The organism is Methylibium sp., from assembly GCF_013817365.1.
Taxonomy (GTDB): Bacteria; Pseudomonadota; Gammaproteobacteria; order Burkholderiales; family Burkholderiaceae_C; genus Methylibium.
Genome location: NZ_JACDCU010000017.1, coordinates 1 through 20,994, shown reverse-complemented (window position 1 = coordinate 20,994; position 20,994 = coordinate 1). Strand labels below are relative to the sequence as shown.

Genomic DNA, 20,994 nt, shown 5'->3' with positions numbered 1-20,994 from the left:
GCGGCGGTGATGGCGGTGGACCATTGCTCGCTCGACATTCCCGCCGGCGAGATCTGCATGATCGTCGGGCCTTCGGGCTGCGGCAAGACGACCTTGCTCAATGCCATCGCGGGTTTTCACAGCGTCACCTCGGGCAGCATCTTTCTCGACGGCAAGCTCCTGTGCGGCCCCGGCAAGCCGATCGCCGAGCCGGGCTCCGACCGCATCGTCGTGTTCCAGAACGGCGCCCTGTTCCCGTGGAAATCCAATCTCGACAACGTCGCCTTCGGACCCCTCATGCAGGGCAAGATGCGCAAGAAGGAGATCTACGAGAAAGCCCGCAGCATGATGGCCGATGCCGGGCTGAGCGGTGCCGAGAACAACTTCCCCGGCGAGGTGTCCTCCGGCCTGCGCCGGCGCGTGGAGATCGTGCGCGCGCTGATGAACGACCCGAAGGTGCTGCTCTTCGACGAGCCTTATCGCGCGCTCGATTCGCTCACCAAGTCGGTCATGCACGAAGCCTTGCTCGAGATCTACTACAAGAACAAGGTCACGATCTTCTTCATCACGCACGACCTGGAAGAAGCCCTTTTCCTCGGCCACCGGCTGGTCATCATGACCTCGCGCCCGTGCCGGCCGAAGAAGATCCTCGACGTCGACATCCCGCACCCACGCGACTACAGCGTGCTCACCAGCCCGCGCTTTCGCGAGCTGATGGAAGAAACGAGCGCCGTCGTCCACGAAGAGGCGAAGAAATCATTCGCCGCCGGCGAGAAAGAAGGCTGAGCATGGAAAAGTCCACCGTTCCGCCGCTTCGCAAGAGCCCGTCCAACGTCAACGAGACGCAGGTTGCGAAGTCGCTGACCGTCTCCAAGTCCCTCACTCGCGCGCGCAACTTCCTGTTCAGCCGCGCCGGGCGGCGCGCAGTGGTGTCGCTGATCGTGTTCGTGCTGCTATGGGAGGCCGGCTCGCGCTCAGGCGAGTGGCTCGGCTACACCCTGCCCTGGGTCGGCAACGTGCCAGCGCCCAGCGCCGTCATGGTGGTCTGGGCCGAGCTGCTCGACGATCCGGGCTACTGGCAGAGCTGGTATTTGAGCCTCTTGCGCGTGCTGGCCGGCTTCGCTGCGGCGATGGTGGTCGGCATCCCACTCGGGCTGATCATGGCGGTGAGCAAGACCTTCAACGGCCTGACCTTCCCGACCTTCGAGCTGCTGCGGCCGATCCCGCCGCTGGCCTGGGTGCCGATCTCGATCATCTTCTGGCCCACCCAGGAACTCTCGATCGCCTTCGTCACCTTCCTCGGCGCCTTCTTCACCGTCGTCATCAACGTCGTGGGCGGCGCCAAATCGATCGACAGCCGCTACTTCCAGGCGGCACAGGCGATGGGCGCCTCGCAGTGGGACATCTTCCGCCGCGTGGTGCTGCCGGCCACCCTGCCCTCCATCGTGGTCGGCTCCTCGGTGGGCATGGGCATCACCTGGAACGTGGTGGTCGCGGCCGAGATGATCTCTGGCGGCGGCGGCAGCGGCTCGGGCGGCGGCCTGGGTTTCTTCATCTGGAACTCCTACGTCGGCGGCTCCTACGAGCAGATCGTCGTCGGGATGATCAGCATCGGCATCGCCGGCTACGCCTGCAGCGAAGTGCTGCGCGCCTTGGGCGGCCTGGCGACCCCGTGGCTGCAGAAGCGTTAAGGACCAAAGGGCACTCATGAACAACCTCGACGCCATCCACGCCGCACCGGCCGCCCCCCGAAAGGCGCCCACCACCGCGGGCGAGATCACCGTCAACAACATCAGCAAGAGCTACGGCGGCGGGCTGTTCGAGAAGATGGTGGTGCAGGACTGTTCGTTTCTTATCGAACGCAACAAGCTCACCGTGATGATCGGCCCCTCGGGTTGCGGCAAGAGCACGCTGATCCGCCTGCTCGCCGGCTTCGAGAAACCCACCACCGGCACGATCCAGATCGACGGCAAGCCGATCACCGGCCCGGGCAAAGACCGGCTGGTGGTATTCCAGGAGTCGGCGCTGTTTCCCTGGATGACCACCTACGACAACATCATGTACGGCCCGCGCGCGCGCGGCGAAGACACGCAAGCCGCGCGCGACCAGGCCGAGTTCCTGCTCGACAAGGTGGGCCTGCGGGCCTTTCGCAAGAAGTACCCGCCGCAGCTCTCCGGCGGCATGCAGCGCCGCGCCGAACTGGCGCGCGCCATGATCAACAACCCCGAAGTCATGATCCTCGACGAGCCCTTCCGCGGGCTGGACGCGATGTCCAAGGAGCTGATGTGGGAGTACTACGCGGCCCTGTTCGAGGAGTCGCGCCGCACCAACTTCTTCGTCACGACCGACATCGACGAGGCCATCTTCCTGGCCGACCGTCTGATCATCATGACCAACATCCCGACCAAGGTGCGCGCGACGCTGGAAGTCAACGTGCCGCGGCCGCGCAAGCTCGCGAACATCTTCGACAACGAGCATGCGAACGAAGTCAAGATGCAGGCGCTGTCGCTGCTGCACGAAGAAGCGATGAAGTCGTTTTCCGGCGGCAGCCGGGCAGCAGCCGACTTCGTCGAGGCCTACTCGAAGCGCTCGGGCAATGCGCCGCCCGCCGGCAAGCCCTGAGCCGCCGCCAGGCGCTTCGATCATCGAAATCCTCTCTACAACCCCCGAACACCCAAGGAGAATCCACGTGGCAAACCAAGTGATCGACATGCGCAGCCGCCCTGCGTTCCTGCATGATTTCTACGGCAAGACGCCCGGCACCAAGGACTATGAAGTCGTCAAATGGCTCAATGGCCGGGTCGGCTCGAAGGAGCCGGAACACTTCACGCGCTCGAAAGACGCCGCCTCCTTCGCCGACGAGATCAAGGCCGCGGGCATCACCACCTCGGTGGTCGTCGGCCGCGACACGCCGTCCATCAAGCATTCGAACGACGAGATCGCCGCGCTCGTGAAGGGCCACAAGGAGATGCTCGGCTTCGGTTCGATCGATCCGCACCGCTGGGGCGTGCGGGCCGCGGTGCAGGAGGTCGAGCGCGCCGTGAAGAAACTCGGCGTTCGCGGCATCAACGTCGAGCCGGGTTTCGGCGCGCCGCCGCGCAACTGCGACGATCCGATGCTGTTTCCGATCTATGACGCCTGCGATCAGCTCGGCGTACCGGTGTCCATCATGTCGGGCCCCACGGCGCCGAGTCTGGACATGGTCAATCCGTCGGCGGTCGGCCATGTCGCCAAGGCCTTCCCCAACCTTTCGATCATCTGCTACCACGGCTTCTATCCGTACGTGAACGAGATCATCGGCGTGGCCCTGCGCTGGGAGAACGTGTTCATCGTGCCCGACATGTACATCTTCGTGCCGGGCGGTGGCTTGTACGTCGAGGCGGCCAACGGCTGCATGAAGAACCAGATCCTGTTCGGCAGTTCCTACCCCTTCCGGCCGATGAAGCAATCGATTGACGACTACCGCACGCTCGGCTTCAAGGACGACGTGATCGACAGCGTGATGTACGGCAATGCCGCGCGGGTGCTGAAGCTCGGCGCCTGACCGAGCCGAATCCGCGCCCCCCTCGACGCGCAGATCACGCCGGCGGCGCCAACTCACGCACGAAGTCGTAGAACGGGTTCTGGGACTGGTTGGCCTTACGCTTCGGCGACCACCGATACCCGCTCCAGCGCAGCGCCGCCAAGCCCAGGGCATGCGCCGCGTTGTAAGACAGGTCGAACCGGCTCTCCAGCAAGAGCGAGCCATTGACCGCGTCCTTGCAGCCGCGCAAGTCCCGAGCGCTTGAGCCCCGCGAACTCCTTGGCGTCGGGAGCTCGGCTTTAAAAGGCTTGCCGGGTCCGCTGAGGTTCTCAAACGGGGAGGTCACTTTCACCCCCGGTGATCCAGACCTTCGGTTGCTCCCGTGCACGCGTCAGAAAGGACTCCTGCGCCTTGACGCGCTTGGCGAACTCCTTGCGAGTGAGGATCGTCGGGTTCACCGTGAGGCCGAGCGTGCCGCTGGCGGCCTCCAGCACGTGAGGGTGTCCCCGTAGCTGACTTCGTCACTCAGGAGCATCAGATCGATGTCGCTGCTGGCCGTGTCGGTCTTATTGGCGACGGAACCATACACAAGGCAGCGATGATCTGCCGCACGCGGCATACCAATATTGGGCATGAATACCCAAAATACCAAAATAGGCATTCCAGCCCCCAGCACCAGCGCTCAAGATTGGCGAGGGCATCAGCCTTTGGTAGCGCGTCCTCGCCGTTCTGATGCCACGGTCCGGCAATCCATTGGCAAATACAGAGGCGGGTGGACCTCGCGGGCTTTGGCAATGGGTGATGCGATCGATAGACCTCTCGCTCGAATCGCCACGGGCCTTTAAGCAGACTCGTCAAAGTTCACCCCTAATGAAGTTGAGCGGACCGAGATCTACGTTGTGTGTGCGCACGTAGTCCTGCAGGTCGTCCCAGAACGCGGACGCGGCCGCTGCGTGGAGATCCACGAGGACGGTCTGCACGGCGATGTTGCTGGTGACACCTGACGCCGCCTGAGCCACGTGCGGAGCGACGGCGCCAGCGCCTTTGCCCAGCAGGCCCGTGCCGACCTTGCCCGCCGCGTCCGAGAACGAGTTGACCGGCGTCGCGGGCGGCGCACCTGGCGCCTGGAGATCGGGCTGCCAGTTCATGTCCGGCTTCATCGACTTCTCGAGGGCTTGCCGGGGTGTCTCGTTCGCCGGCGGCTTGACGCCGCTCAAGGCCCCGATGCCGGCACCGACCGCGGCGCCGATGATCGCGCCGACGAGCACCTTTTCCATCACGTCCTTGAAGCCGTTGTTCTTGCCGCCGGCGAAGCCCGACGCGAAACCCATCGCTGCTCCGTTCACGAGACCGCTGACTCCACCCGACACCGCTCCGGCAGCAATCCCGCCGGGCGCAAGGCCGATGCCACCGGCGACGGCAGCGCCCGCAAATGCGGCTCCGAAGGCGGCCCAGCCTCCGACAGCGCCGCCCACCAACGCGCCAAGCACGATATCCCCGGCGTCGCCACCGGCGCGTGCCGCGGCGATTCCGCCGATCAAGCCGCCAGCGGCTATGCCGATTGCCGTTGCTGCAAAGACCGCGCCCCAGGTCACTGACAACCCGCCGACTGTCAGCGCCACCGCGCCGGGTGTCCCGATGCCGAAGGTAAAGGCCGTGACGATCACGGCCAGCGCGATGATGGCCACCGTGGCCACGATGGCCGCAAAGATCTTCCAGAACGATCGCCCGCTCGGATCGACGTAGCTGGTCGGGTTGCAGCGGCAATAGGCGTAGAAATTCCAGGCCAGCGGATCGCCGGCATCGCCGATCATCGAATCGGGCGACAGGAAACGTCCGATGCGCGGGCTGTACCAACGCGCTCTCAGCAGCACCAGGCCCGGGCCCATCGCCTGCCCGGTGGCGAACCCTTGCGACGACGTGGCTCCGCCACTGCGGCGCAACACCTGTCCGTAAGGCCCGTAGCCGATCGATAGCGCCACGGCGCCGGCTTGGTCGGTGGCCAACACCAGAGAGCCGAGGTGGTCCACATGCTGCCAGGTGCGCACGCTCGCGCGCTGGCGCGCGACGATGCGGGTCCCGTCGGTGAACTGCAGCTCCAGTACGCCCCCTTCCACGCGCAGCAGCTTGTCGGGACTCCAGATCTCTCTCACCCCGCCGGCGCTGTCGATGCTCCAGCGGCGCACCAGATTGCCGGTGTGGTCGTAGGTGAACTCTTCACGTCCGCCGGCGGCCAGGTCGATGCGGCGCAAGCGGCCTTCGGCATCGACGCTGTGTTTGCCCCAGGGCGCGGTCGCCACGTGGCCGTGATCGTCGTACGTGAACGTGTCGCTTCCCGCACTGCGCAGGCAGGTGGCCGGCACGCCGTCCCCGCCGTAGCTGTAGGCGCCGACATCGGACGCCGATAGGGTGTTACCCGCCGCGTCGTATGCGTACTGCCAGTCGCCCGCAGCGCCGGTGGCGCGCGTAAGACGGTACAGGTCGTCATAGCGGTACTGCCACGCCAAGTCTGTGTCCGGGCTCGTGAGCGCGATCACGTTGCCGACACTGTCGTGTCGATAGCCGACCTCTCGCAGCGTTCCGGACGGACCGGACAAGGCCGACGAGCTGCGCCAGGAGGTCAGGGGATGGTGACCGTCGCGTTGCACCGTGCCGTTGCTGTAGTGCACGGCGGTGCGCCGATTGGCGATGTCGTATTCGATCGAATCGATCACGCCCTCGATGCTGTGCAGGCGCCCGCGCTCGTCATAGCGGTAGCGCGCGAGCGTGCCGTCCGGGTAGGTGACGAGATCGATGAGACCGTCGGGGCGATGCGAGGTTTGCAGTACCAGCGGCCCATCGGTTGCCCATTGCATCGACTTGCGGGAGATGCGTCCCCGCTCGTCATAGTCGTACAGCACGACGCCACCTTCGTCGTCGATCCGCACCAGCCGTCCGCCGGCGGTGTGCAGCCCTGCATCGGCCGGTGCCGGAGCGCCGTTGTCGTGATAGACGTAGCGCGCCACCGGTGACATGGCTGCGCTGCCATGGCGCACTTCGATCGGTCGGTTCGCAAGATCGAAGCGGCGCAGCACACGCGCTGAACCGGTGCGCGACTCCACCGTATTGCCGCTGGCGTCAATCACCGCGACCTGGATTTGCTCAGGCCGCTCGACGCGCAGCACATGGCCCAGGAGGTCGTGGGTGAAGCGAGTGCGGACGCCGCTGGCATCGACGTGTTCGATCAAGCGCCCCTTGACGTCGTAGGTATCGCTCGAGGTAAGCACCTGCGTCCCGAGCAACTGCTCTATGCGCGTGACTCGCCCTGCCACGTCAACGAAGCGGCGCGTGACCGTGCCGGTGTGCTGCGCGGACGCATCGGCGCGGTTGTCCTCCTCGTCGGCTTCTTCGATCAAGCCGGGCAGGTAGCGGGCGGTGGCGATGGCGCCATCCGGGCGGATCGTGCGCACCGCGCGTCCAAGGGCGTCGTAGACGATCTCCGTGTGGGGATCGCCCGGCTCGGGAGCCGCATAGGCCGCGCCTGCCGGACGGCGGGTCAAGTAAGTTCGCGCCAGCACGCCGCGCGGTCCGAAGACATTGCAAGCGTCGATGACCTCGCCCAACGCGTCCGATACGCGCCGTTCGATCAGCTGTCCGTTGCCGTCGATGAACTGGCGTTCGGTCCGGCGGGGCGTGGCAGCAGAGGTTCGGTGTGACACAACAAGCTGCACCGGCACGGTGCTGGTGTCGTAGGTGTAGGACACGGTCGGTTCTGCATCGCTGTCGCCGGGCTCGACCTTGTTCAGCATCCGAGCCAGCGCGTCGAATCGGGCGGTGGACCTCGCGCCGGACGGTTCGGTGATCGCTGTGGGCTGATAGACACGCAGGTCGAACTCGGCCCTGACCTCGTTGCCCATCGCGTCACGTACGCGCACTGGGTAGCATCCCGCCGTGTCGAAACGCAGCGCCGACACCCCGCCGCGCGGGCCGGTGATGCGCCCGTGCAATCCGTCGGCGTCCACCATGCGCTCGAAACGGCCCAGCTCGACCCACCACCCGTTTGTGCCGGCACGGCGCGTGTAACCCAGCGCTGCGAAGTCAGGCGGATCAGCGCCGTACACCTCCACCGCCCCGGCGTCGGTGAGTGCCAATGCGGCGCGTGCAGTAAGGAGTCCTTGTGCGCCGACTTCCCCCAAGGGCAGTTGGTCGTATTCGGCGCGCGTCTCCGCCAGCAGGGTGCCCTCCCCGTCCGTTTGCCTTGCGCGAGACAGGCGCTGGCGGAAGCGCCCGGCGGGGTCCACCGCGTAGTCGGTGAAGGTGTGCAGCGTGGCGGTCGGCTCGGCCTGTCCCTCGACAAAGCTATGCTCGACCGCCTCGGTCACGTTGCCTTCGGGGTCCCAGGCGAGCTGCTCGCTGACGATCCAACTCACCGCGGTCGGGGCGCCTTCAAAGGTGAAGCGAGTGTTGCGGCGCAGGTGCGGCACAACGGTGAAGCCCGCCGTCGCGTCAGCCACTTCCCAGTCCTGGGTGAGCCGGTCGAAGCGTCGGCCATCTTCGCCGGTGCGCTCCTGGCGGAACAGCCGTCCGCGGATCGCGCGCCACCGGCGACGCTCGGCCTGCGTCGCCGGTTCCGTCCCGTCCGGCAGCAGCCCGGTGTGAAACCAGCGCGTGGTTCGCAGGGTGGCCACGCTCGCGTCCCCGACGTCTTCGGACTCGACTCGGCCAAAGCCGCAGACCTCGCGCAGCACGCCGTCGTAGCGACCCTCGTGGTAGGCGAACCGCGTGACGCTGTCGGCGCCGCCCGATTGGTCCGAGATGCGGACCTCGCCAACCACCGACAGCACGAACGGCAGCCGGGTGGTCCACGCAGCGCCGCGCAAGGCGTCCCGGCTCGCCTCGAGTGCTGAGGTGGAGTAGCTAACCTGCGTGCGGCGGCCGATGGAGTTGTCGATGACGTTCAGTAGCCCACAGCGGACGCCGCCCAGAGGATCGAGCACGAACCAGCGGGCACGACCGGACGCAAGCGTGGCCGTCCAGCACAGGCCGGGGCTGCCGGTACCGAACAGGTCGGCGACGCGCAGATCCCGCATTGCTTCCGTCGGAAGATGCTCGATCTCGCGCGGCGCCTCGAATCCACTGCCCCAGCGATTCGGCCACCAGCGCACGAGGCCATCGCCCACGTAAATCACGTCTGCGCATCCGTCGCCATCGAGATCGACCACGAAGACGCAGTTTGGATCGACATCGAAGGGCAGGCGCGGCGGGGTGGTCATGGACACCGCATCGCCAAACCGACCGAAGCCGAGGTAGGGCCAATACGTCACTCCTCGCCCATCGACCCGGACGACATCCGGCGAGCCGTCGCCGGTCATGTCGGCACAGAACACGTGAGGGTCGGCCAAGTCACTCGGGGGGCCAGCCGGCGTCGCGGGCACGACCACGGGAGTCGGCAGCCAGTCGCCGCGCTCGTTGCGCTGCGCCAGCATCAGCGCATTGCCATTGCTCCACAGCAGATCGATCAGGCCGTTGCCGTCGAAGTCGGCAAGGCGGCATCTTGGTGAGGCCAGCGCCAATGCTGGTGCCTCGCCCCAGGCAACCGGCCGTGCGAAACCCTGAGGCGTTCGCGGCTGGTATCCGCGCAGCGGTTGGTCAACGCGGACCACGTCGGCCAAGCCATCTCCGTCGATGTCCACGAGGGCAGCTTGCGCACCGGTGCTTGCCAACTGCGGCACCAGACCGGCGTTGCGCGGGCGACCCCACAGGCCGCCCAGGTTTGGCCACACGCGGGCGGTGCCCGCAGTGCCGATCTCGAGCACGTCGGGCAGCCCGTTGCCATTCCAGTCGACCAACTCCACGCGACCCCGGTCGCCCAAGCCCGGCGGCAGGGCGCCTTCGTCGAGCGCTCCCATGCGCTGCAGGCGAGGCGCGGCAGGCTCGGTGTAAGCCAGGCGCAGCGGCGGTGCCGATAGCGACGCACCGTCGTCGTCGAAGCCGGACAGTGTGATCGAGCTGAGGAGCGAGGCGCCGTTCGGTTGCGCGACGGAATAGCCGAGGGCCCACCGTCGCACGAGGCTGTGTGCGGCGCCGACGAGGTGGAGCTCTACCTTCGCACAGCGCTCGTCGGTCTGAAGCAGGAAGCCGCCGCGGCCCCAGCGAAGCGGGTCGGGCCGCGGCTCATGGTGAAACTCGACTCGGTACGGCCCGTAGGTCAGTTCGTCAAGGTAGCGCTGGGCACCGGATGCGCGCCAGGTGAAAGTGGCCGTCTGGCCGAGGTTGTCCTCCACGCGGTGTGCCAGCCAGGCCCAAGTGCCGCCGGCCAGTCCGGCGATGCGGCTGTCTGCGCTGGTGCCAAGCTCATAACGCGTGCCGGCGCGATCCGTGACCCGGAAACCGTCGCCCAGGCGTTCGATTCGCCAGTCGCCGGTTTCGACCTCGGGGCGCAGGCTGCCGTCGGGCAGGCGTACCAGAGGTCCCGAGCCTTCGAGCACCAAGGTGTCGCTGTTGTCATAACGCGGCCGGCCGATCATCGTGCTGCGCAGGATGCGCGGCAGCTGCAAAGACCAGCCCATGCCGAACGGTCCGTTGCCCGACGCCGAGTCATAGCGCAGGGACAGCTTCGGTCCAATGTCGTTGGGGCCGTTGGGCAAGCCGAGGGGGACGTTGAAAGCGCCTGTGCCGCTGTGCAAGTCAGGCGTAAAGGTCTCCCCGAGACCGTCCAGGCCACCACCGCCACCTGGCAACGAAGGCGCCTGGCTCGCGAATCCGACGTCGATCGACATGGCCGGCCTCAGCTGCGCGGCGTGAAGGTGTAGGACAGCACCAATGCGATGTTGTCGATCGCCGACAGGGCCAGCGCGCCGTCGGTCACCCATCCCGGGTTGTCGGCGGCCTGGAGCTCGATGCGGTAGTCGCCCAGCGCCGTGCCACCCGCGGCGCCCGCCAGGTCATCGACCGCCACCGTGCCGTCGGCGGCTGTGGTGACGCGCACCGCCGGCTTGCCTGGCGCTGCAACGTGCAGCACGAGGCCGCCAGCGCGGGCGCGCGGCGTCGTTGCGACGACCAGGCTGAGCTCGGCGAGTTGCGGGTCGGTCTCGGACGGGGCGAAGTCGCCGCGTGCGAGGGGCAGCGCCAGCACGCCAGAGTCGTAGAACAGGAAGAAGGCATCCGGATACAGCCAACGCAGGGGATAGGGCCGTTGCCGCTGGTTGGCCTGCGGAAGAGCGGCCAGCTCGGCCAGCACCAGCTCCCGCAGGTCGGGGTCGAAGCGCGCCTGGTAGGTGAAAGTGAGCCGCACGTCGACGATCGCCTGGTAGTCGAGCGTGTTCACTGCCTTGGGCAACTCCAGCGTCCACGACGAGGCCAGCCCGGCCCCCTCGAAGATGCGTCTGCGGCGGCGGTCGCTGTCGACGATGATGGCGTCGCTGCGCAACTCGTAGTCGGAAATCACCAGCGCTTCGCGTGACTGCACCCGGTGCTTGATGCCGTTGCTGTCGTCCGCCCAGGGCGTCGGCACTCGGTAGTGCGACAGCCCTGAGTTGGTCAAGGTGCCGCTCAGGCCACGCGATGGCACGATGCCATCGACGACGACCTCGACGTGTTCGATGCGCCCGGCATAGGTGCCGGGATAGACGCTGTCGAAGTCGTCCAGGTTGGTCTGGAACTCCATGCGTCCCTGCCCGCGCAACTGCGTTTCGAACAGGAAGGGATAACGCTGGGCCAGCGACACGGTCTGGCGCACCGGTTGCTGCTTGGCCGTGGTGCTGGTGATCAGGTCGTAGGTGAACGACTGCACGTCGAGCATCAAGGTATCGGCGGCCAGCATGCCCTTGACGGTGTCGGACATGTAGTCGGGCTTGATGATGGTGCGCAGCAGGTCGTTCTCGAAGTTGTAAGCGCGCTGCATGCGCTTGGCGACGTCCAGGGCCATCGCCAGGTAGCGTTGAGAGAGCTGGTTCATCTTGTCGCCGAGCAGGTGCCATACGTCGGGCGTGAACCGTTGCCCGTCGAAGGCGTTGAGCAGCTCGATCGCGCCGCCGACGCGAACCTGCGAGGCGTTGGCACTGGCCTGCACGGCCGCCGCGCGGGCCTGAGCAGCCGCCTTCTCCTGCGCCGCCTGGGCGGCGACCGCGTCGAGCAGCTTGGCCTCGCGATTCATGCGGTCGATCTCGTATTGGTTCTGGAGGCGCGACGCCGTCAGCTGCTCGGCTGCAACGAGCGTGCCGCGCTCACCGGACAACGAATAGCCGCCCTGCATCATGCGGTCGGCCAGCGCGTTCAGTTCGCTCGCGTTGCCATCCTCGCCGCCGCTCATCTGTGCCGACAGGGCCTGGTGCATGGACCACGCGCGCGACTTGGACGCGTAGTTGCCGGCATTGGCCCGGGCGTCCGCAGCGCGTTGCTGCGCGATCGCCTGCCCTGCCACATAGACACCGACCTCTTGCTGCGCGGCATCGACCTGGCGCAGCGCGGCCTCGCGCTCGGCCTTCGATTGAGCGATGTTCTGCGTCAACTGCAGGCGCGTCAGAGTACCGCTGTCGGCCTTGTCCCAGAACGAGATCGCATCGCGTTCGGTGCTCACCGCCATCTGGCACAGGTTGATCGCCACGGACTGCAGGTAGTCGAAAGTCCAGATCGGTACGTTCTGCGCCCAGTGGCCCCAGAAGTCCAGACCGCCAGCGATTTTTGCCAGTTGCGCCTGCACGTCGAAGATCACGCTGCTGATGGCCGGGCTCGCCGTGATGGCGGCCGGATTCGCCAGGTTGGCGATGACGTCTCGCGCGCCGTCGGCGGCCGGCTTCAGCCCTGCGATGGTGTAAAGATCCGACGCTGGCGCTTGGCCATCGGTGGTGAGGACGCGCTCGTAGAGAGGCAGAGCTGCAGGGGCGTCTTCGTCGCGGAACAGCGAGTTACCCCAGTCGAAATAAAGCGTCGCCAGCCTCGTCCATACGTAAGGCGCTTCGACGGAGGCGTTCAGGTAGGAGTAAGCGGCGGCCCGCAGATACCACTGCTCGGCCGAAGACCAATTGCCCATCGCGTGGTGGCACTCGCCCAGGCCGAGGGGTGTTTCGTAGTACCAGGCGTGCGCGAGGCCGACCGCCATGTCCGCGGGCCGCTTCGGCTCAATCAGCGCGTCGGGCAGCATTGCGACCGTACGGCGCTTGTCGTAGACCGTCGACAGCACCAGGTCGGCCGACAGCGCTTCGCCGGCGTTCCAGGTCACTTTCTCGACCGCCTCGCCCACCTGAACGCTGTAGGAGCGTTGTGCGACGGTCAGCTGCGGCGGAATCTCCACCGGCAGCGGGGGTTCGACCGCCGCGTGCAAACCCGCGGAGAGACTGGCCGAGGACCTGCGCAGCACGGCGATCCCGGGCGCGGATGTCACGGCCGGCACAAGCAGACCGGGTCGAAGCGGCCGCGACGGTGCAGCCGGCGGCGGAGGTGCCGGCGACGCTGCGCCGACCGCGCTGATCTGCCCGACCAGCGTCGGAGCGATCGCGGTGGCGCGGTCGCGAAAGAACTTCGCCGCTACCGGATTGCCGCGCTCGTCAAGCTCAGTAGCCAGGCTCAGATCGGCTGTCGCGCCGGAGATTTTCGCGTCGATGTTGCTGCTCAGCAGGCCGACGACGGGACCGGCCGCAAAATCGACTTGCTCACGCGGGCGCACGCCAGTGCTCGCCTGTTCCACCGGCAGCACGTTGAGCCATTCGGCACTGAGCGAAGCCAGGGATTTGCTGAAGTCCGTGGCCCAGACACTCTTCTCGTCGAGTCCGACCAAGGGATGAAGCTGCGACCACAGCATCGAGCGCCCCTGCTGGTACAGGTCGATGGCCTGCAAGTAGCGCCGCTCCCGGTACGCCTGCCCCGCGCCCACCAGCAACTGTTCAATGGCTGCAAGTGTTCGGTTCTCTGGAGTGACCTGCGTTATGACCGCCTTGAACTTGCGGTACGAGTAAGCAATGTCGGCATGCTTCAGGTCCGCCATGGGAGCGCTCCTTGCAGTCAAGGCGCCAAAACCGGGCTCGTGCGCGGCTTGGTTCAAGCACGCTGCCTCGCATCACGGATCCGGGTGGGCTTGCGCGCTTTCTGGCGCGAAGGTGTCTACAAGGGCGGCCCATCAAATCTAGTCGGCGCCTGTGAACTTGCATCTCCCTCAAACCGAGAAAAGGCTGCGCATCTTAGGGATGGTCCGAGCAGCTGACTCGCGCGTGCATGCGCACCGAAGCAAAGCGCTCGGCCTCATGGCGCTCGACGCGCCTTTCGGCATCGCTGACGAAGCACACCAAGGCCCGGTCGTCTCGCCTACTCGTGTTTCGGCGAGGTCGCGGGTGTCACATGTCCGGGCAGTCCGGCCGCGATGTGTTCGAACGAGGCCTCGGAGGTGCGATGCGTCACCATCCTGCGAAGACATTCACGCACTTGCTGCTCTCCCCCGTCGCCCTGCATTGCCTGCAGCGGCGAGAGGCCCTCGAGGTCCGGCCTCGGCTCATGAATCCAGAGCGACAGAGGTCCCACGACTGCGCCAGGCGCTTCCGGTCGCAGCTGATATCCAAGCTCGAGCAGCAGTCGCCGCACGGTTACCAGCACCATCAGGTCGGTCATGGCGTCATCCTCGCTGACTCGTCAAGCGAGGTCAATCGGTGCGGAAATAACGCGCCGGTAGCGCGCCATGACACCGGGATCGACGACGCCGAGCCACCTGGCCACTTCCTCCGGGGTTTTGCCCCGTTTCAATTGCCGCAGTGCGAAGGTGTGCCGCAACCGGAACGAGCCGCCCTCCACGTTGTCGAGGCCGGCCGTCTGAAGCACGTCTTTCGTAGCGTTGTACTGGGCTACCTTGCCCCAGGGCTTGCCCGTCAGTCTCGTTGATGGGAAAACCTGAACGCCCGGAATGCGCTGCTCTTGTCTGACATCGAGCCATACGCGAAGCAGCTGGCCAGCCCATGAAGCCACGGGTGTTTCACGAGCCGGTGCGGCCCCGGCGATGCGAAGCTTCCAAGGAACGCCTTTGAGACGGCCAGCTTCGGTCACCACGTCGGCCAGCGCGAGCGCGCGTACTTCACCGGGGGTCAGTCCAGCGCCAAGCATGAGGCCGACCGAGGCGCGGTTCCTGACCTCCTGCCAGCCCTGCCCTGCTGCTGCTCTTCCTGGCCGGACCGCCGACAGGTAGGCGACCAGGCGCCTGCCTTCGGTGGCAGGCAGGAACTCAGGAAGCGGGTCAGCGTCTGCCGCGTTCGCGTACTTGATGTCGGGCCGCGCCGCGAGCAGTTCGGAGGCCGCGCGGTTCGGGACGTTTCCGTGTACCTGGGCGTGGTGGGACATCACGCGATCGACCAGGCGCAGTAGTCGCCATGCGTATCGGCTGGAAAGCTCGTCCGCGCCGCCACGGGACGCCAAAAAGGCTTCAAGGTCCGAGGTGGAGAGCGATGTGAGTTTGACGCCGTTGCCTACGGCCCAAGCGGTCAATGCGGACCACATGTGGCCGTAAACCTGCATCGACGATTCGCGCTGCAGCAGCCCAGTGCTTTCCCGCTGAGCGATCCACTCGGCCAGCGCAGCCCGGTAGCTCGCAGGGCTGACGTCGTTGGGATCGGAAAAGAGCTCAAGATTCATAATGAACTAACAGCCTACCCGTTGATTTTGCAGGATTTCAGCGACCAGCATTTCAGGATCGCTCACTAACGCGCGCCGTTAGTTCATTTCAGGGGGCGAGCGGGCACCAGTTTTCCGTCGCACGTGGCGAATGCAAGCCTTGTCGAGGTGATCGGGACGCCGGCGCAAGCGTCAAGTCGCGGCCCGCCCCCACCGGGAGGCAAGTCTTTGGACAGCCCTGCTGCTGCTCAAAGCTTGGGCAACAGCTCTGGCTCGGGATCTGTTCGGCTTGCTAATGAAAGAATTTCAGGCTAATATTTCTGAAGAATGATCCCATGATGCAACCTGCCTCTCAAACTGTCGTCCAAAGCGTCCTTTCGAAGGCGACTTGGCACGCCGCGCGCAATCTCGGGCTTTCCGGGGCCGCGCTGGCCAGGGTGGTGGGCCTCAGCGAAGCCACCGTCAGCCGGCTCGGCCGGGGTGAATGGGACGTCTCACCGCAGAGCAAAGAAGGCCAGCTTGCGGCGCTGCTGGTGCGCTTGTTCCGGTCGCTCGACGCGATCGTCGGCAACGACTCGACCAAAGTTGCGAGGTGGATGAGTTCGCACAATCGGGCTCTCAATGGCGTGCCGCGCGAGCTGATCGAATCACCGCAGGGTCTTGTTCTGACGCTTCAGTACGTGGACGCGATGCGCGCCACGTCTTGACGGGACGGGCGTGGTCAGCGGCAAGCCGCATGTTTCACTTTGGGACGAGGCGTGGTGGCGCAGGGTCAGTCATCGGACTGCGCGTTTGTGGCGAGGCGTCGAGGCGCAGCATGTGGTCGCCACCATGAAGCTCGTCGACAGCCTGGCTGAGCAGACCGAGCTCGAGGAAATTTTGGAGGCCAGCAAGCCGCCGGCGCCTGAGAGTGCCCACTATCTGATTGCTACGCCTTTCCGGTACCCCTCGCCGCACGCCTCGCGCTTCAGGCCGAGCGGCGCGATGGGGGTCTGGTACGGCGCCGAAACCGTGGTCACCGCTTGTACGGAGCTCGGCTACTGGCGCTGGCGCTTCCTGATGGACAGCGACGGACTGCAAGAGAACGAGTTGATCGTCAGCTTTACGCTTTTTGCGGCAACCGTTCAGGGTGAGTCGCTCGACCTGAGCGAGCCGCCCTGGGATGCTCGACGTGCGGATTGGACAGGCGACGGCTATTCAGTCTGCCATCAGCTTGCAAACACAGCGCGGCAGCACGGCGTCGAGTGGCTGCGCTACTGGTCGGCGCGCGACGTTGCAGGGCACTGCGGCGCGGTCTTCAACCCGCTGCGCCTTTCGGCGCCAGAGTTCACGACGCAGCAGACATGGCAGTGCAAAGTGACGGCGTCGTCTGCGTTCATGCGGCACGGCGATGACGCGATTGCGCTACGCTTTCCCTTGCAGACCGGTGAGGCGGACTCATCAACACCACGGCGCTAGCAGGTAGCTCCGTTCCGACGTGACGACTTATCTCAACGTTCCGTTCCGCGACAAGGCGCAAGCCAAAGCAAAGGGTGCGCGCTGGGACAACGAGGCCAAGAAGTGGTTCGTGCCGATCGGGCGAGAGCTTGAGCCGTTCACGAGTTGGTTGCCGGTCGATCCGACCAAGCTGGCCAGCCAGCAATTGGCGGGGCCGAACAAGGGCGTGACGCTTTCTCGGCTGCTCGCCGGTGTCGCTACCGCCGTGGAACAGGCGTTTCGCCAAGGCGTCTGGACGACCGCCGAGGTCGTGCGCGTGGACGGCGACCCGCACGTCTATCTCGAACTCGCCGAGCGCGACGCAGCCGGAAGCCTCGTCGCCAAAGCGAAGGCAATCGTTTGGAGCCGTGACGTCGAGCGAGTGCTCGGCGCATTTCAGATCGCCACCGGCGTGCGCGTAGCGGCTGGCATCAAGGTCCTGATCTCCGCACGCCCCGAGTTCAGCGCCCAGTACGGTCTAACTCTCCACGTCGACGCCATTGATCCGAGCTACACGCTCGGCGACCTCGAGGCCAAGAAGCGCCAGATTCGTGAGCAGTTGAAAGCCGAGGGCCTCTTCGACCGAAACCGGTCACTGGCCACGCCGTGGGACTTCCGGGCCCTGCTCGTCGTCTCGCCCCCGCGTGCCGCGGGTCTTGGAGACTTCGCCCGCGACGCCGATCGACTGCAGCGGCATGGTCTGTGCGAAGCCGTCTACACGCACAGCCGATTCGAGGGCGAAGGTGCCCCGGCGTCGATCCGCGAGACGATCGAGGCGGCGCTGGCCGCCTGGCCTGGGCAGGACCTGCCAGACGCGATCGTGATCATCCGTGGCGGAGGCGCTGTCAACGACCTCGCCTGGCTCAACGATTACGAGCTTGCCCGCTTCGTTTGCTTGAACACGGTCCCGGTGCTGACCGGCATCGGGCACGAGCGAGACAACACCATCCTTGACGAGGTGGCGCATCAGCGCTTCGACACGCCAAGCAAGGTGATCGCTGGCATCCAGGCGTTGATCGTGAAGCGAGCGCGCGAGTCGCAGGCGGCGTTCGACGAGGTTGCCGGGCTCACCCTCAAGCAGTTGCGCAAGGCGCAAGGGGAAGCCGATCAACTCGACTCCGACATCCGTCGGCAGGCGCTCGGGACGGTGACGAAGGCGCGTGCCGCGGTTGAAGAAGGGATGGCCGGTGTTCAGCGGCAGGCGCAGCGTGCCTTGCACGACGCTTCACAGACGACGCTGCGAGCGCTGTCCAATGTGCGGGCCGGCGCCGGTAGCGGTCTGGCCGCTGCTCGCATCAAAGCATCGTCGCTTGTGATGCAGATCCAGGCTGATGCCACGCGCGGTATCCGCGAAGCCCGACTGGACATCGACGACACGCGCCGGGAGATCGAGCAAGGCGCGCGTAACGCCGTGCGCTGGGGCGCCGAGGCCGCCGAGGCGACCTTTCGGGAGGTGGTTGCGCAGGGACCGGAGAAGACGCTGGGTCGGGGCTTTGCGGTTGTTCGAGTGACGACGGGGCAGATCGTCACAAGCGCCGCTGTCGCCGGGGAAGCGGCAACGGTGCAGGTGCAGTTTAAGGACGGATCGATCGAGGCCTCGGTGCGCCGGGGCAAGGAGAACCTATGAGCGACGGCAAAACGTTCCGGGAGGCCTATGCCATCCTGCAGAAGCATGCGCAGACGCTGCGATCGCAGCAAGAGCCGGACATCGACAACCTGACGACAATCGTTAGCGAGTCGGTAGACGCCTACAAGTTGTGCAAGCAGCGCATCGACGCGGTCGAGAAGGCGCTTGAACAGTCGCTCGGCAACGCTCGAATCGAAAGCGAGCCGACCGAGAAGTCTCAGCGGTCGGTGCCTCCCGCGTCCGCAGGCTTCGCTGACATGGATGACGACGTGCCGTTCTGAGGTGCATCGTCCTTCGCGCCGCCACGCTTGAGCGAGGGTTCAAATCGACGCCATGACGGATCGTTCGCCGTGGCGCTTCGCAAAGCGCTCGCCAGCGCCGTGCGTAGGCGCTTCTCAAGCTCATCCAGGCGGGCGGTTTTCATTAGGGAGCGAGTCTCGCATCGTCGGAAGCCTAGGTCCGGCTGCTCAAACACGTGTTCGAGATTGACCTCGAACACTGCCCGAGCTGCGGCGGCGAGCTCACGATCATGCGGCCATCTTAGAACCGCGGCGTACAGTGGATTCGCTCCGCGAAAAGCAAGGTCTGCTGCTCGCAGCGGTGTTCGAGAGCAGCGGGGCACGGTCGACGACATGCGGTGGGTCGAGTACCCGGCCGACGCAGCGTTTCGGCGACGCAGAGCACCATCTGGAGGGCTACGCTGCGCTGGCCTGAGACGGAATGACAAGCCATCAGGACACAGCAATGTCTGGGTAATTTGCTCGTTTACTCGCAGGAGATCGCCTCCAGAAATCCCTGCGGCCTCCGCGGCCGAATGCTTAGGAGTTCAGTCGTGCGCCACCAGACGGTGCACCACGCGGCGCGTGATCGGTGCCACAAACAAGACGATTGGAAACGCGAACAACCACGCGGTGAGCCAGGCGCTGATCCACACACTGGGAAAACCCGGAATCAGCCCCACGGCACGCAAGGTGGAGATGCCCGCCACCACGAAGGACATCAGACCCGACAGGATCAGGCCAAACAAGACGGGTTCAACATTCTTGGGAAACATCGACAGGCTCCAGGGGTTGACGGTTCAATGACAGCTCGAGGCGAGTCCGGCTCACCAACGCGAAATCCGTTCCAGCGTGACGGCCGACAAGTACAGGCCAAGGCCGAACACGGCGTGGTTGGCCACGCTCTTCAGGCAGTTTTTGAGGGGCGTGGCCGTCTTGGACGACGCGACGCCCGCACCCATGGCTGGCTGCATGATGACCAGCGGCGCGACCACCGAACCCAGCCCCACGCAGAGCGCCGGCACCAGGCTCGGGCTGCTCAGCCACGCCGTGCCGTAGAGGCTGGCCAAGACCCCGGCAAACGCCACGCCAACGGCGTAGTGGGTCAACCAACCCAAGGCCAGCTCGCGCTGGATCGGTGCGGCCTTGGTCATGGCATCGTGCGACCACGTGCCGCGAAACACGTGCCCGACCCAGCGCCCGATGAAGGCGAAGTTGAGCCCCGGCAGCCCCACACGCTTCAAGCACCACAGCCATAGATCCATCGCCGCCGTGGCGCCGATGCCGATGAGCGAAACGCGCAACATGTCTTGCAGTAAGGGGCTCATGACGGGACCTTCATGGTTGACGAATGAACTTGTTGTGGTCACTATAGAAGTTCAAGTTGACTTGAAGTCAAGGGGTTTTGTGATGGACATTGCCGAAGTGGCTAAACGGTCTGGCGTCAGGGCGTCCACGCTGCGCTTCTACGAAGAAAAGGGCTTGATCGCGTCACTCGGCCCCGCGGGCGCTCGTCGCCGCTTTTACCCGCGCGTGCTGGATCAGCTGGCCCTGATCGCGCTGGGGCAGGCCGCCGGGTTCTCGCTGGATGAGATCGGCGCCATGTTCGCGGCCGATGGGCAAACCAGCATCGACCGGCAGATGCTCTCGGCCAAGGCCGACGAGATCGACGGCATGGTCAAGCGGCTGAATGCCATGAGCAACGGGCTGCGGCACGCGGCGGTGTGCCCGGCGCCCAGCCACGGTGAGTGCCCTACCTTTCAGCGGCTGCTGCGCGCTGCGGCAGCGGGTGCTCTTGAACGACACGGCAAGAAGGCCCGCGTCGGGCGCCATGCCCCCCGGTGAAGCCTCACACCGACCGCACCCCAGACAACAGGGCCGCTCAGATCATCGACAAACGTGTCTTTTTCTTCGGTGCAGGAAAGCGGCTGTCGATCAGGCGCAGCTCGTGCTCGCTGAGGGCCGCCCGCTCGGCCACGAGGTTCTCTTGCAGATGGGCGTCCGACGAAGCCTTGGGAATGGCCACCACCCCGGGCCGGCTGATGACCCAGGCCAAGGTCACCTGCGCCGCCGTGAGGCCACGTGCCTGCCCGATCTCGGCCAGCGTGTCGTCTGCGGCCAGGCTACCCTGGTCGATGGGGCTGTAGGCCATCAGCGGCATCGATCGCGCGCGCATCCACGGCAACAGGCTGAACTCGGGGCCGCGCTCGGTCAGCGAGTAGTAGACCTGGTTCACCGCACATCGGCCGTGGCCAGCCTGGCGCCGCGCGGTGATGGCCTCCAGCTCCTGCAAGTCGGCCACGTCGAGGTTGCTCACGCCCCATGAGCGCACCTTGCCTGCGGCCATCAGCGATTCCATCGCCTCCAGGGTTTCGGCCAGCGGGTGCTCGCCGCGCCAATGCAACAGGTAGAGGTCGATGCAGTCGAGGCCCAGCCGCTCGCGGCTGCGGTCGCACGCGCTCACCGTGCCGCGCCGGCTCGCGTTGTGCGGGTACACCTTGCTGACAACAAACATGTCTTCGCGCGGCACCTCACCCACGCGA

18 protein-coding genes are annotated in these 20,994 nt (G+C 65.8%); 9 read left to right on the top strand and 9 right to left on the bottom strand.

Features of this window, described 5'->3' with window-relative positions; all coding sequences use genetic code 11:
- The 4 genes from H0W38_RS02520 to H0W38_RS02505 all read left to right on the top strand — a co-directional run.
- A partial coding sequence (locus tag H0W38_RS02520) for an ABC transporter ATP-binding protein (RefSeq protein WP_292450945.1) occupies nt 1–765 on the top strand: 765 nt, incomplete at its 5' end.
- 2 nt (nt 766–767) lie between these two features.
- On the top strand, nt 768–1,670 hold the full coding sequence (locus tag H0W38_RS02515) for an ABC transporter permease (protein ID WP_292450943.1): 903 nt from the start codon (nt 768–770) through the stop codon (nt 1,668–1,670).
- A gap of 16 nt (nt 1,671–1,686) precedes the next feature.
- Nucleotides 1,687–2,601, top strand: a complete 915-nt coding sequence (locus H0W38_RS02510; protein WP_292450941.1) for an ABC transporter ATP-binding protein — start codon at nt 1,687–1,689, stop codon at nt 2,599–2,601.
- Between the two features lie 67 nt (nt 2,602–2,668).
- Nucleotides 2,669–3,523: an amidohydrolase family protein gene (locus H0W38_RS02505; protein ID WP_292450940.1), complete on the top strand. Its 855-nt coding sequence runs from the start codon at nt 2,669–2,671 to the stop codon at nt 3,521–3,523.
- Between the two features lie 34 nt (nt 3,524–3,557).
- Here the strand turns inward: H0W38_RS02505 and H0W38_RS02500 are convergent, their stop codons facing one another.
- The 6 genes from H0W38_RS02500 to H0W38_RS02475 form a co-directional block, all read right to left on the bottom strand.
- A complete protein-coding gene (locus H0W38_RS02500; protein WP_292450938.1) occupies nt 3,558–3,752 on the bottom strand; it encodes a hypothetical protein in 195 nt (64 codons plus the stop codon).
- A gap of 79 nt (nt 3,753–3,831) precedes the next feature.
- A complete protein-coding gene (locus tag H0W38_RS02495) occupies nt 3,832–3,996 on the bottom strand; it encodes a hypothetical protein (protein WP_292450937.1) in 165 nt (54 codons plus the stop codon).
- A 360-nt stretch (nt 3,997–4,356) separates the two neighbouring features.
- On the bottom strand, nt 4,357–10,260 hold the full coding sequence (locus H0W38_RS02490) for a toxin TcdB middle/N-terminal domain-containing protein (RefSeq protein ID WP_292450935.1): 5,904 nt from the start codon (nt 10,258–10,260) through the stop codon (nt 4,357–4,359).
- Nucleotides 10,261–10,268: 8 nt separating this feature from the next.
- Nucleotides 10,269–13,463 carry a hypothetical protein gene (locus tag H0W38_RS02485; RefSeq protein ID WP_292450934.1) on the bottom strand — a complete coding sequence of 1,065 codons (3,195 nt, stop codon included), beginning with the start codon at nt 13,461–13,463 and terminating at the stop codon, nt 10,269–10,271.
- Between the two features lie 317 nt (nt 13,464–13,780).
- Nucleotides 13,781–14,080 (bottom strand): antitoxin Xre/MbcA/ParS toxin-binding domain-containing protein, encoded by a 300-nt coding sequence (locus H0W38_RS02480; protein ID WP_292450932.1) that lies wholly within the window; start codon nt 14,078–14,080, stop codon nt 13,781–13,783.
- A gap of 21 nt (nt 14,081–14,101) precedes the next feature.
- Nucleotides 14,102–15,091, bottom strand: a complete 990-nt coding sequence (locus tag H0W38_RS02475) for a tyrosine-type recombinase/integrase (protein ID WP_292450931.1) — start codon at nt 15,089–15,091, stop codon at nt 14,102–14,104.
- Between the two features lie 314 nt (nt 15,092–15,405).
- Here H0W38_RS02475 and H0W38_RS02470 point away from each other — a divergent pair, with 314 nt between their 5' ends.
- From H0W38_RS02470 to xseB, 4 genes are read left to right on the top strand one after another with little or no spacing between them, the layout of a single operon-like run.
- Nucleotides 15,406–15,777, top strand: a complete 372-nt coding sequence (locus tag H0W38_RS02470) for an MbcA/ParS/Xre antitoxin family protein (RefSeq protein WP_292450929.1) — start codon at nt 15,406–15,408, stop codon at nt 15,775–15,777.
- 10 nt (nt 15,778–15,787) lie between these two features.
- Nucleotides 15,788–16,528, top strand: coding sequence for an RES family NAD+ phosphorylase (locus tag H0W38_RS02465; RefSeq protein ID WP_292450928.1), 741 nt, complete (start codon nt 15,788–15,790; stop codon nt 16,526–16,528).
- A gap of 19 nt (nt 16,529–16,547) precedes the next feature.
- Nucleotides 16,548–18,173, top strand: coding sequence for an exodeoxyribonuclease VII large subunit (gene xseA, locus H0W38_RS02460; RefSeq protein WP_292450927.1), 1,626 nt, complete (start codon nt 16,548–16,550; stop codon nt 18,171–18,173).
- Nucleotides 18,170–18,454: an exodeoxyribonuclease VII small subunit gene (gene xseB, locus H0W38_RS02455; RefSeq protein ID WP_292449247.1), complete on the top strand. Its 285-nt coding sequence runs from the start codon at nt 18,170–18,172 to the stop codon at nt 18,452–18,454. The genes xseA and xseB overlap by 4 nt, the downstream gene beginning before the upstream one ends.
- 545 nt (nt 18,455–18,999) lie before the next feature.
- Here the strand turns inward: xseB and H0W38_RS02450 are convergent.
- Nucleotides 19,000–19,227 (bottom strand): DUF2798 domain-containing protein, encoded by a 228-nt coding sequence (locus tag H0W38_RS02450; protein ID WP_292450926.1) that lies wholly within the window; start codon nt 19,225–19,227, stop codon nt 19,000–19,002.
- A gap of 51 nt (nt 19,228–19,278) precedes the next feature.
- Nucleotides 19,279–19,779, bottom strand: coding sequence for a DUF2938 domain-containing protein (locus H0W38_RS02445; protein ID WP_292450925.1), 501 nt, complete (start codon nt 19,777–19,779; stop codon nt 19,279–19,281).
- A gap of 82 nt (nt 19,780–19,861) precedes the next feature.
- Here H0W38_RS02445 and H0W38_RS02440 point away from each other — a divergent pair, with 82 nt between their 5' ends.
- Nucleotides 19,862–20,296, top strand: a complete 435-nt coding sequence (locus tag H0W38_RS02440) for a helix-turn-helix domain-containing protein (protein ID WP_292450924.1) — start codon at nt 19,862–19,864, stop codon at nt 20,294–20,296.
- Between the two features lie 37 nt (nt 20,297–20,333).
- Here the strand turns inward: H0W38_RS02440 and H0W38_RS02435 are convergent.
- Nucleotides 20,334–20,994 (bottom strand): aldo/keto reductase (locus tag H0W38_RS02435; protein ID WP_292450923.1); only part of this gene is annotated, 661 nt, incomplete at its 5' end.